We start from the raw sequence: 11,871 nt of genomic DNA on the forward strand, positions 1-11,871 counted from the left end.
ATATGGCCGTTGGTCATCTCGTTAGAATATTATGGGATTGGTGCCTCGTCCCTAACGGTTAGCACCAACGCCCGATCGTCAGAAATCGCGGGCCAGTGTCAGGCCAAAGCTACGCGGCAGGATGTAGAGCGCGGTCGGAACACTCGTCCCGTTGCGATCATTCGCCAATGTCACGCCCCGTTCGTTGAAGAAGTTGCGGACATAGAAGCTCAGTGACCAGAGCTGGTCCATTTCCAATCCCGCGCGCAGGTCGAAGCTGGTATAGGCCGGGATGTCGAGACGAGGACGCGTGGCCAACGTCGTAGTCAAGGCGCCTGGCCGTTCGCCCACATGGGTCAGGGTCGCGCCGAAGCTAGCCTCTACACTGTCGTTGACTGGCAAGCGCTGATCTACCGAAATGCTCGAAGTGAAATCAGCCGTAAAGGGAAGCTTGTCGCCATCGCGCCCTACCAGACCGCCCGTTCCCAGATTAGGCAGGTCCGCCGTCAGTTTCGCGTCAGTGAGGGCGAAATTGCCCGCCACCGTCATGCCTGTCCACGGCGTCAGAGTGGTTGCGAATTCCCAGCCTCTGCTACGCGCCGTATCGCCATTGGTGACAAAGCTCAGCTGCGAGGCGGCTGTGCCCTGCAACTGCACCTTTTTCCAGTCGATCTGAAACAAGGCCGTATCGACAGTCAACAAGCCTGGAACGATGTTGCCCTTGAAACCAACTTCATAATTAGTCACGCGATCGGGGTCGAAGCTGGCCGTTACAGCGCTTTCCAGATTGGGGCCGCCTGGGCGATAACCTGTGGCCACCCGCGCATAGACCATCATATCCTTGCTGATATGATAGCTGGGCGAAACCAGCCATGTGAAAGCGCTGTCCTTCGATCCCACCATCTGTGTCCGCGTCGGCCCGAACAGCGGCGCCGCCTTACTGGTGGTCGTCACATTCGACGCCGAAGTCTGCTTGTTGCGAGCATAGCGGCCACCGAATTGAAGATCGAAACCCTCAGCCAGATGGAAGGTCAGGTCAGCAAAACCTGCATATTCACGATAGCTCGAGGGACCGGCAGCGATATAGGGCGTATCAGCCAGCGTGCCCGACCCATCATAGAGGTACAGCGACTGGTTAACGCCGGAATGTTCGATAGTATAGAAACCACCTGCGAGCCAATCGAACAAAGTCGTTTGTCCCGAAAGACGCAGTTCCTGCGAGAATTTATGCGTATAATCGGCATTGCCGATGCTGACCGAACCATTTGCGAAACTGGACCCATAGGATATGGGCAAGCTAAAGAGCGGTCGGAAGACAGATGTTACGTCATTCGACAGAATATTGTCCGATCGACTCCAGGCTGTGATCGAGTTGAGCTGCGCGCCCCCCAGATCCAATTCGCCCCGCGCCGTGTACATCTGATATTTGGACTTGTTCAGCGAGTCGAGCGCGTAAAGCGTCAGGTCGCCATAGGCAGGCTGATAGCTGATCGCCCCTGACGAATTCCGGCGGAGCGGCACCCCCCCTGACGTAACAGCAAGGTCGCTGTTGACCGCTTCCTGCTTCTGGTACAGCCCCGACAGGACGAACTTCAGATTGTCGATCGGTTGGATCAGGGCAGCGCCACGGAAACCCCAGACCTTGCGGCTGTTCGTGTCCTTGCTCTTGGCCGCTGCGGGGTTGGCATTGTCCAGCCAGGCCGCATCGTCACGGTAGAAACCGCTGGCATTTACCGCCAGCCAATCGGTCAACGGCAGGTTGATCGAGCCGCGCGTTACCCAGCCCTGGTCGCCGTCTGACATGTGGGTACCGCCCACTTCGACGCGACCTGATACCTTGTCGAGGCGGGGTTCCTTAAGCACATATTTGATGATGCCGCCCAGGCTCGACGCGCCGTACAACGTGCCTTGTGGGCCACGGAGCACCTCGATCCGCTCCAGCGTACTGGAATCAAAATCGGGGATCGGAGACTGGCCGCCACCGGTGGACGAACCAAACTGTACATCATCGACAAGTATTGCCAGCGTCGGACCGGTGCCGCCGCCCGTGGTTACGCCCCGCAGCGACAGGGCCGAGATGCGCTGACCGGAAAATTGCAGGCCAGGCACGCGGTCGAAATAGTCGGAAATGCGGTTGAGATTTTGCTTTGCCAATGCCTCGCCACCGATGGCGCTGATCGCAACAGGCACATCGAGCAGACGTTCCGCCCGCTTTTGCGCGGTCACGACAATTTCGGCGCCAGTGTTGGCCGACGTATCGGAGCCGGCAGCCTGCGGCGTCTGCGCATGAGCGGCCTGCGCCATGCCTATCGCAAGCGCGAAGATCGAACATTGAACGGTGCGGCGTGAAATCGTCATCTTTCCCTCTTCATCCCTCATCGGGTTCGACCGCTGGCTATCGCCGTTTGCGGCCGCACCCCCTGCCATCACGCTCCGGCCGTTAGACCGGAGGCCCACCTGGAACACAGCCCCTTTGTCGAGGCCTTCTTATTACAGTTCGAAGACTAGCCCAGTTGTCCGCGTCAATTTATGCGAAAGAGAGCCGCAACGGCGTTCTGCCGCATAAATTTTCTGATGAAATGGACAGGTGACGCAATTTTCTACCTTTGCCTGCCCTACTCCGGTATTAATTCGCGTCCTGCGCAAGCGGGGCACGAATTTTTACGTGCCGCCGGCCCCACGCGAACCAATATACGACGCCTACCGCGAACCAGCCGCCGACCAGCATGTAGGGTCGATGGTCAGCCTCTATGCCGAAGATGATGATGAGCATCGCAGCGACGATACCGATGCTTGAGACCAGCTGGATCGTGCGCTTGCCAAAGCGCAACGACGAGCGAGCATGAAGTTCGGGCCGACCGCGCGCGACCCGCATCGCCGAAATGGAACAGGCCATATATTTTAGCATCGTGGGTATGTTCACTGCCAGCAGGAGAAAAACCAAGCTATCAGGCAGCATCAGGCCTGCCATCGCGCAACCATAGCCTAGAAGGATAGCGACGTGGGGCGTCCCGAAACGGGGGTGGATCGCGGACAGGGCGCGGGGCAAGACGCCGTCTCGTCCCATGGCAAACAGACTACGGGAAAAGACCATGGCAGCCGCGTTCATCGACTTGAGGATCGATGCGACTGCCGCGCCCACCACCAGCGGCACAGCCCACCCGCCCAACGGCACCCGCGCAGCATCGAGCAAGGGTGCCTTGCTGCCTGCCAGTGCATCTGCGCCGATCAGTCCCAACGCGGTAAACGCCACAAGTCCATAGACGATGGCGCCCAATGCGCATGCCAGGGCAATGCCTAGCGGGATCGTCCGACCCGGATTGCGGACTTCCTCGCCAATCTCGACCGCGGATTCGATGCCAAGGAACAGACTGATCATCAGCGGGACGACAGCCAGTACCGGCCATATGCCGCCGCTCAGTGGATGGGCGACCTTCGCAATATCAATCTCGGGCAGACCGGTCGCCACGAAGATGGTCAGCACCACCAGCAACAGCGCCATCAGGAAGGACTGAACCTTCGCCGCTACCGAAATCCCGACCATATTAATCGCAAAGACCAACGTAATGGCGACCGCCATGGCAGGCTTGAGTGGTAAGGAGACTACCATCCCCAGATAGCTGACCATGACCTGCGCCAATATGGTCATTGCGCCGACGTTGGAGATAATCCGCAGCCAGGCGATGATGAAACCGACCCAGGGATGGATGAAGCGGCTGGGCCATTCGTAGGAGGCGCCCGATACCGGATCAACCGACCCCAGATAAGCGTAGGACACCGCGAAGAACAGCATCGGAAGCATTGCGATCGCGATTGCCAGCAACAGACCGGTCCCGGCGATCTGCGCGGTCGGTTGCAGGATGGAGAAGATGGAAACGCCAATGGCTGTACCTGCGCCGAGCGTCACCACCCCAATTAAGCCGACATTGCGATGCAGCGTGCCGCCCGATGCTTGCATTTCAAACTCCATCTTATGTCGGATCTACTGTAGCGATGAGGGGCAGGCGTCAGAATTCTTCTGCATGACCGCCGGCCGGGCCGGTCCCGTTGCCACTTGCGGCCCGAACGACCGGCGGCTTGGCGAAGGGCGTAATGCCCAGCGCTTCGTGAATTTCCGCCGGATAGTAAATTGTGCCGCCTCGCATCACCATCTGAGGCTTGTAGATTTCGCCAATGTCCTTGGTCGGGTCCCCCGCGACCAGCACCAGATCAGCCAGCTTGCCCCGTTCGATCGTGCCGACGTAGCTCGACTGGCCCATATATTCGACAGAATCCAGCGTGCCTGCGCGCAGCGCCTGCGCCGGGGTAAGACCTGCCTTGACATAGAGTTCCAGCTCACGAAGCAGGGTAAAGCCGGTGCCTTCGTCAGTACCTGGCAGGAGGCGGATGCCCTGGTCATGCATGAGCTTTGTCACTTCGAGCATCTTGGCCGCACCATCATCATAAGCTTTGCGGATGGCAGGGTCATTTTTGTCGACATAGCTACGCCGACGGAAGCGCTGCCAGCTGATCGGCATGTGCGAATAGAAATGCTCGGCAAAGCTCGGAATTTCTCCCGCATTGGACCGCATCAACATTTCCAGGATGACCAGCGTGGTGTCGAGAGCCGTGCCATGCGCCTTCATGAGATCGACCGTTCTGCGCACGCGCGGGGTATTGAGATCCAGCGCTCCGCCCCGCGCCATGGCAGTCAGGCGCAGCGGCGTACGGGTGTCTTCGCTCGGGTCGAGGATCCAGCCCAACATCAGCTGATTCATATGGGCAATGGCGTTATACCCGTCCTCAACGACACGATCGGGACTATCGAACGCCGGAACATGACCCGATACCCGCAGGCCCAACCGGTGCGCTTCCGCCGCGACCGGGCGGACCCAATCAGGGTTGAAGCTGTTGTAAATCTTGATTTCAGGATAGCCATGATCGGCGTACCAGTTCACGTCCTTGAGCGCATCTGGCAAGCTTTCAGGGATCACGCCGTAACGTGCGGAATAGGGACTGCGCCCTTCCATGAAGCCTGAAGGCGTGATGCGCGGCCAAGCCACCTTGCCTGCCTCAATTTCATCCAAGAGGGTTCGCATGAAGCCATTGTCATTGCCCATGTCGCGCGTTCCCGTCACGCCGACGGCCAGATAGAACAGACCCATGTCCAAAGTTGCGTGGGAATGCATGTCGTACAGGCCCGGATAGATGGTGCCGCCAGCCCCGTCGATGACCGTCTGGTCTGCCGGTGCCTGTGCGCTGCCCTGGGGTTCGACCCGCACGATCCGTTCACGCGAAACAACCACGGTCGATAGGCCAGACCGCTTGCCATCAACAGGATTGAAGACATGCACATTTGAGATTCGTACTGGCGTGTCGAAGTGATGCGCCAGCTTCTGTTGCAACTGACGGACGCGCTCGCCCTCCAGATCCTTCAGCAGGTCGTTCACAGCATCGTAATCGGCCTCCCGGCCGGTTCGGATCGCTCCGCCCCCACCCGCACCGACATCGTAGACGCCGAACAGCCCGCCATTGGAATCGAACAGAACATAGGTCGGCGCGAGTTGCACGCCGGTCAGGCGATAGATGCCGACCTTCACCATATTGGCGCCGGTGCCAACATTGGTGTCACGCACCTTTTCCACGCTGACCTTACCCCCGGGCAGGACCGAAAGGCTGTGACCTGGCGCGCTCAACGCCGCGCGGGCATAGACGGCCTTGGCGAACGGACTATCGTCATTGACAATGTAAAGCGCAGGCGCAGCCGATTTAACGGCGCCGGCATCAGCCTGACTCTTCCATTTGGCATTGCCATTGGTCCAGTTGAAGCTTTCTGCAACCGCCCCGCCCATCAGCGACGTCCCCGTGACCGTCCAACTGACCGGAATGCCGCCTGCACTCAGCCTGATGTCCTCCCGATGTTTGGGACCACGACCATTATTGTCGACCCGATAGTCGACCAGAATATGGTCGTCATCAATATCTGCCTTGACCGTGCCAATCACCTCCCCGGTGGCGAGGATCGACAAACTCTCCTGTGTCGCCGCATATGCCGTCAGCGTTGCCGCCGAACTGAGCAGTGCGAGCGCGAGAGCCGTGGCACGACCGATCACCTGTGTCGGGGCATAAACACGGTTAAGGCGCATCGTTCAGGATCCTTTTTCTCGGCGGACAGAACGATTGAAGCAACCGGCTGTGGCCATGACCACCCTTGGCTAGGCGAGGCGCATGGAAATGATTATTCAGATTTCGCTGCCCACGCTATTTCCGTGCATAAAAAATGCAAAGGGATGAGGAGGCTGGACGATGGCTATGAAGATAGAAAATTGCCAACCCAGGGCCATTATCTAGCGGATTTATGCCAATTATGCGTTACACAAGCATAGAAAAACAAGGATTGGCACGAAATGGCTGAAGAATTATCCGCGATAGATATTCGCATATTGGAGCAGATTCAGAAGGATGCCGGCCAATCCTCGGCCGAGCTTGCTGAGCGTGTCGGCCTCTCGCAGTCGCCCTGCTGGAGGCGGCTGCAACGGCTGCGCGAGGAAGGCTATATCAAGGGTCAAGTCGCGCTGCTTAACCGAAAGAGATTCGCCGACACGTTGCTGATTTTCGCCACGTTGAAAATGGGCTCGCTGACAGATGAAAAACGCGCGGAATTCTTTCGCAAGGTAGAGGTAACGCCAGAAATCATGGAATGCCATACCATCTTCGGCGAACGTGACATCATGTTGAAGATCGTGGCCCAATCGCTGGAATGGTATCAGCAATTTGTGTTTCGGGTGATCCTGAAACTCCCTGGCGTCCAGGATACTCATTCCCTCGTGACCATGATGCAAATCAAGGAGAGCACGGCCATCCCGGTTCGTCTGCGCAGCCCGGAATAAGAGGATGTGGGCGGGGGTGACGCACCCCCGCCCTAGCTGCTTTACCAGTCGCGCCGGATCATTGCCCGCACGTCATCGGCAAAGGCCTTTTGGCTCGCGTCGATAGTGTAGGAGATGTGTCCACCGCGGTAGGTGGCGGTCCGAACCCGATCCTTTGGCCATTGAGCCTCATTGACCAGCAGTTCCATCGCGCCGACGGTCGTCTGCGTGTCGGTCCATCCATTGCCTACCAAGAGGCGGAAGCGCGGGTTGCGCTCCATCAACGCGCTGATCGGCTTCTGATAAGGCCAATCGCCAAAGGGCGATTTGTTTACGCCCCAATCCCAGCCATTCAAGCCGCCGGGAAACTGGAAATAGGATAGATAATCGCCAATCGTACCCGCTTCTAAATCATTGGCTAGGTAGGTTTTGAAGTTAGTGACATAGGCGTTCATCACACTGTCGAACGGGTCGGCCCCGCCAACTGGCTTGGCGTAGCGCGCATCGTTGGTGTTAAGGACAAACCCCGGCCTTATTTTCTGCTGATAATCGACTTTGGATATTCGCAATCTGTTGGCCAGATACCAGTCGGCAGGAACGCCGGTAAACTCCGCCAACTTGGCCGCTACAACCCGTTGCCGGTCCATCGGCGCAGCCCCACCCAAGTAGAGGGTGGAGAGATAGTCCGCCGCAGCGAAATCACGAGCATCCGCCACAAAGGCGTCGAAGGTTCGACCGCGAACATCTGCTTTCCCCAGTTCCCAGGCGATCGCTGCCAGCGTCGGCAAGGATGCAGCATAGCTGATTAGGTTCGCCGGGCGCTGCGCATATTCAATGATGTTAACGGCCTGCCCCAGCAGGATTATCCCATCGACTGCTACGCCCTGCTCGAGCAACTGCCCCGCCGCTTCGGGCGCGCGCATTGTGCCATAACTTTCGCCAAGCAGGTAAATCGGCGCGCCTTCGCGTCCATGAGCTTTTCGCCATTGCAGAATCATTTGCGCCAATTGCCGTGAATCTGTGACGTTCGAAGCCTGGCTTTTGGGATCGACGCCTGGCGCGAACCGGCTGAAACCCGTTCCGGCCGGATCGAAGAAGACCAGGTCGGCCACGTCCAGCAGCGCGTTGGGGTTATCGACCATGCGGAAGGTAGAGGGTGATGCCTGGATATCATCTGGTACCGCCACACGCTTTGGACCCAGCGCGCCCACGTGGAGGGTTGAAGAGGATGAGATCGGTCCGCCATTAAAGGCGAACACCACCGGCCGGCTCGCCCCATCGACCTTTTTGCCCGCGGACCTCATGATATAGGATATGGCAACCAGCCTGGCTGCAGGGCCGCCGTCGGCCATCGTCGTGTCGAACCGCTCGACCACCGCCGAATAGTCGAGCTTGCGGCCGTTAAAAACGCCCTGATGACCCGTTATGATCGGAGCTGGCAGCTCAACCTGAGGCGGCGCCTTGAGCATGGTGCCGGCTGCCTCCGCAGCCTGAACGGGAGGCATGCTGATGGCGGACAAAGCAGCCATGGCCAGCGACAAGGCGGTCATCGCATTTAAAGGGGATTTCTTCACTTCTGTCGTCCTTTCGATGCGGTTCGGATGAATTCACGCAAGTCTTTTGCCATCTGCACACCGGCTTGGCCGACATAGGCCATATGGCCAGACCAATAGGCCTTGGCGATGACGCGGTCCTGCGGCAGCTGGCGCTGTGCGACGCCGAATTTAGCGCTGCCCACCGCACCGAACAGATCGAACCATCCCTCTATGGTCATCAGCTGCAAATCCGGGTTGCGACGCATAGCGGCAGCGATGTCCGCGCCTGGATCTGAGCCAGGTGCCGGGACCCCCGGCGCATACGGTGGGTTACGCCAAGGGAAATTGACGTTGAGGAAGTCGATATTCACATAATCATCGTCGATATCGATGCCCAGATCGTCGCGGATATAGTTATTAAAGGCACCGATAAAGGCTGCGCTATATTGCCCCATCGCCCCGTCATCTGCCACCGGATCGCCCAGCGACCCCGCCGTGGGTAGGACGTAGCGAGAATCATAATGGCCGATTGTCTTGCCCTGGTCCGCCAGCAGCGCGCTGCCAAAATCGCTGGGCATGATCCGCAGCCCCTTGGAAAGCAGATAATCGACCGAAAGGCCGGTGAAGCCGGCATGTTTCACCGCCAGCTGCGCCTTTTGCGTATCGGTCAGGCTGTCCCAACGGTTGAGCGCGGGCACCAGTTCATCCCGCGCGAAACGTTCTGCCTGGGCGATGAAGCTGTCGAACTCCCGGCCCTGCCGGTCGGCGCGAGCATGATACCAGGCGGTCGCCGCCATAGTGGTGAAGGTCGGCAGAAATTTGTCGTTGCCTTCAGGTCTGGCGAGGCCACCGTCGCCGCCGACCAGAATGACGCCATTCAGCGAGATACCTTTCAGCGTACCGTCCAGCACTCCGCCCATAAGACGACGCGAGAGCATGTTTGCACGATAGGTTCCATAGCTTTCGCCCAAAAGGAATTTTGGGCTGTTCCAACGATGATGGCGCCGTAGCCAAGATTGGATGAAGCGCGCGACGGATGCCGCATCTTCCTCCGCACCATAGAAATCCTCAGGCCGTCCTTCGCCCCAATAGCGGCTGAAACCCGTGCCGATGGGATCGATGAACACCAGGTCGGCTTCGCTGATCAGGCTGTTGGGATTATCAACCACATGGAAGGGCGGAACCTGCGATGGATTGACATCGGTAAAGTCGGCGCGGCGCGGGCCAATCACGCCCATATGCAGCCATGTCGATGCAGACCCTGGCCCGCCGTTGAAGATGAAGACAACCGGCCGCTGAGCGCCCGCCGGTGCTGGCGACTTGTAGGTAAATGAGAAGATCGAACCCTTGGGCGTGCCATTGGCATCGGAAATGACGATGTCTTCGGCCGTGACGCTATAGTGCATCTTTCGCCCATCAAAGACGCCGCTGCGCTCCACCACATAGCGGCGCGGCGCGATCGGCGCGCGACTGGCCTTGGATTCGATCTTCCATTGGCCAGCGCTGGGCGGCAATGGCGGGATAGCCATTACCGGGCTGTCTTTGGGCGGAGGGGGTCCGCTAGCCTCGACCGCGAGCGCGGGCAACGACGCCAACGTCACACCGGTCCATGCCGCCATCCATACCCGTTTCAACACGTTCACTTTCATTTCTTGTCACCCAATTGCGCCGTGCCTTCGCGGCCCGCCTTTACTTGTACAATCCAGCCTTTTACCGCCCTGCGCATTGCGACAGGTGGCATCGGGCCGGGACGCAGTATCGCATCGTGAAAGCCCCTTATGTCGAACTGCGGCCCCAGAATGCGCGACGCCTCGTCCCGCAAAGCCAATATCTCCAGATAGCCCCAATAATAGCCCAGCGCCTGTCCGGGCCAGTTCACGAAGCGGTTGACGGTCAAATCGGTAGTTAGATGCGCCTTCTGATAGGCGGCGCCCTGCTCATAAGACCAGCCTCTGTAATTGAGAGCGGTGTCAAGCACCAATCGAACGGCGCGCTCCAAACGGAACTGCATCCACGCCACCTTGCCATAATCATCGTTGGCATAGAGGCCCATCTCGTATGCAAGCTGCTCGGCATATAGCCCCCAGCCCTCAATATAGCTGGGGAGCAGGCCGCTTCCGGTCTTGTCGGGTCCGTCGCGCAATTCCTGCGCCGTAGCGAACTGGAGATGATGGCCCGGCAAAGCCTCATGGAAGGTGATGGACGATAGATTCCAGGAATCGATCCGGGCCGCACCTGCGAAACCCACGCTGTAGGTCGCGGGTCTGGAGCCGTCTGCAGCGGCCGGAATGTAGAACGCAGATGGCGTGGGAGGTCCGCCCAACGGCCCTTCCAGCCCACGCCTTATCGCCAAAGGACTTTTGGGAAGATAAAGAAAGTACTGCGGGAGCAGCGCTTCAACACGGGCTAGGTCATTCTTGGCCTTTGCCTCCACCAGGGCATAGCCGGCGTCGCTGTTGGGCACAGAGAGTCGGAGTTCGGAACGCAAATGCTGGCGTAGCGCCTCCAGATCGGCAAAGCCCATCCGGCTGGCCATCGCGCGCAATTCGCGTTCTACGCGTTCAATCTCCTGCTCGCCGCGAGCGAAAATAGCGTCGGGGGAAATACGCTCCGCCAGCGCTAACTCGATAAAGTCCTCATAGGCTTGTGCGCCCTTGGCCATTTGCCACATGCCGCTCGACCGGCCCTTGGGCGCAAGGCGCTCGATACGGGCGGCATAGCTACCATAGGCCGGGCAGACACAGCTCGATAGCAGCTGCGCCATGCGCGCAGAGAGCGCCTTGCGGGCCTCCTCGGTCATGGCCGCTGATGCGATTTTCTTGCGAAAGTCCGCCTCGATCGCATTTTCACCTTGCCCTGCGCAGGAGCCGCCTTCGCCCAGCGTCCGGCTCTGGGCGGCAGCGGCCTTGTAGCCTGCCTGTGTCAACACCACGCCGCGTGCTGCCCGCTCTTCCCCCTGCCCCGCAATACTGTCCAGAAGAGCAGGCAATGCCGCGATGCGTGCCAGATAATTTTCTGCGTCCCGCACGCTCGCAATCTTCTGGTTCCGTGCCATCAAGCGCGGCCCTTCGGTCACCGGCTCGAAGATGCTGCTGCCGATCGTGAAACCGTTGCGCATCACGCGCTCACGCAATATCCGGGTTTCCAGCGCGCGCTTGTAAATATCGCGACGGATCCGCATCGGCAGAGAAAGCTTAGCCGGATCAATAGTCTTCTCCAGCCGCTTGAGCGCAAAGCCCGCCTTGCGCGCATCCTGCGCCCGCCAGACATCCGTTACAGGCGTCCATTCGGCTTCCGAAGCGGACAGGGTCGCTTCCGTCCTTGCGGTGGGATCCACGGCCATGTCCGCCGTCCATCGCGCCTCGATAAGGGCGTTCAGTCGCAGATCCTCATGCGGCCGCGCCAACGCGGACGAGCCATGTGCAGCTGTTGCCAGCGTCATTGCCAGCGCGTTGGCCCGCCATGCCGTGCGGCTAAATTTAACGGCTCTCCTGATCAAAACCATGCCC

Annotated in this window: 7 protein-coding genes; 1 reads left to right on the forward strand and 6 read right to left on the reverse strand. The window is 59.2% G+C overall.

The window, feature by feature from the left end; translation table 11 throughout:
- Window positions 1–78 precede the first annotated feature (78 nt).
- From BMY84_RS18375 to BMY84_RS18385, 3 genes are all read right to left on the reverse strand, one after another.
- Window positions 79–2,337 (reverse strand): TonB-dependent receptor, encoded by a 2,259-nt coding sequence (locus tag BMY84_RS18375; protein WP_256215307.1) that lies wholly within the window; start codon window positions 2,335–2,337, stop codon window positions 79–81.
- Between the two features lie 268 nt (window positions 2,338–2,605).
- A complete protein-coding gene (locus BMY84_RS18380; RefSeq protein ID WP_093085571.1) occupies window positions 2,606–3,937 on the reverse strand; it encodes an APC family permease in 1,332 nt (443 codons plus the stop codon).
- 49 nt (window positions 3,938–3,986) lie between these two features.
- The gene (locus BMY84_RS18385; protein WP_093085573.1) at window positions 3,987–6,104 is read right to left on the reverse strand and encodes an amidohydrolase family protein; all 2,118 of its coding nucleotides are present in this window, start codon (window positions 6,102–6,104) and stop codon (window positions 3,987–3,989) included.
- 261 nt (window positions 6,105–6,365) lie between these two features.
- Between BMY84_RS18385 and BMY84_RS18390 the strand changes: the two genes are divergently transcribed.
- Window positions 6,366–6,848 carry an Lrp/AsnC family transcriptional regulator gene (locus BMY84_RS18390; RefSeq protein ID WP_093085574.1) on the forward strand — a complete coding sequence of 161 codons (483 nt, stop codon included), beginning with the start codon at window positions 6,366–6,368 and terminating at the stop codon, window positions 6,846–6,848.
- Between the two features lie 41 nt (window positions 6,849–6,889).
- Here BMY84_RS18390 and BMY84_RS18395 read toward each other — a convergent pair whose 3' ends face one another.
- Genes BMY84_RS18395 through BMY84_RS18405 form a run of 3 tightly spaced genes read right to left on the reverse strand, consistent with a single transcriptional unit; the run spans window position 6,890 to window position 11,867 of the window.
- Complete coding sequence (locus BMY84_RS18395; RefSeq protein ID WP_256215308.1) at window positions 6,890–8,401, reverse strand: S10 family serine carboxypeptidase-like protein; 1,512 nt, start codon at window positions 8,399–8,401, stop codon at window positions 6,890–6,892.
- Window positions 8,398–9,999 (reverse strand): S10 family peptidase, encoded by a 1,602-nt coding sequence (locus BMY84_RS18400; protein WP_177204071.1) that lies wholly within the window; start codon window positions 9,997–9,999, stop codon window positions 8,398–8,400. The genes BMY84_RS18395 and BMY84_RS18400 overlap by 4 nt, the downstream gene beginning before the upstream one ends.
- 8 nt (window positions 10,000–10,007) lie before the next feature.
- Complete coding sequence (locus BMY84_RS18405; protein ID WP_093085579.1) at window positions 10,008–11,867, reverse strand: DUF885 domain-containing protein; 1,860 nt, start codon at window positions 11,865–11,867, stop codon at window positions 10,008–10,010.
- Window positions 11,868–11,871: the final 4 nt, after the last annotated feature.

Origin of the sequence: Sphingobium sp. AP50, assembly GCF_900109095.1 — a bacterium.
In the GTDB taxonomy this organism is placed as follows: Bacteria; Pseudomonadota; Alphaproteobacteria; order Sphingomonadales; family Sphingomonadaceae; genus Sphingobium.

What these genes read in the sequence shown, in the direction of transcription:
- BMY84_RS18375 (WP_256215307.1), bottom strand. Translation starts at nt 2,337, where the DNA reads ATGACGATTTCACGCCGCACCGTTCAATGTTCGATCTTCGCGCTTGCG.
- BMY84_RS18380 (WP_093085571.1), bottom strand. Translation starts at nt 3,937, where the DNA reads ATGCAAGCATCGGGCGGCACGCTGCATCGCAATGTCGGCTTAATTGGG.
- BMY84_RS18405 (WP_093085579.1), bottom strand. Translation starts at nt 11,867, where the DNA reads ATGGTTTTGATCAGGAGAGCCGTTAAATTTAGCCGCACGGCATGGCGG.
- BMY84_RS18390 (WP_093085574.1), top strand. Translation starts at nt 6,366, where the DNA reads ATGGCTGAAGAATTATCCGCGATAGATATTCGCATATTGGAGCAGATT.
- BMY84_RS18385 (WP_093085573.1), bottom strand. Translation starts at nt 6,104, where the DNA reads ATGCGCCTTAACCGTGTTTATGCCCCGACACAGGTGATCGGTCGTGCC.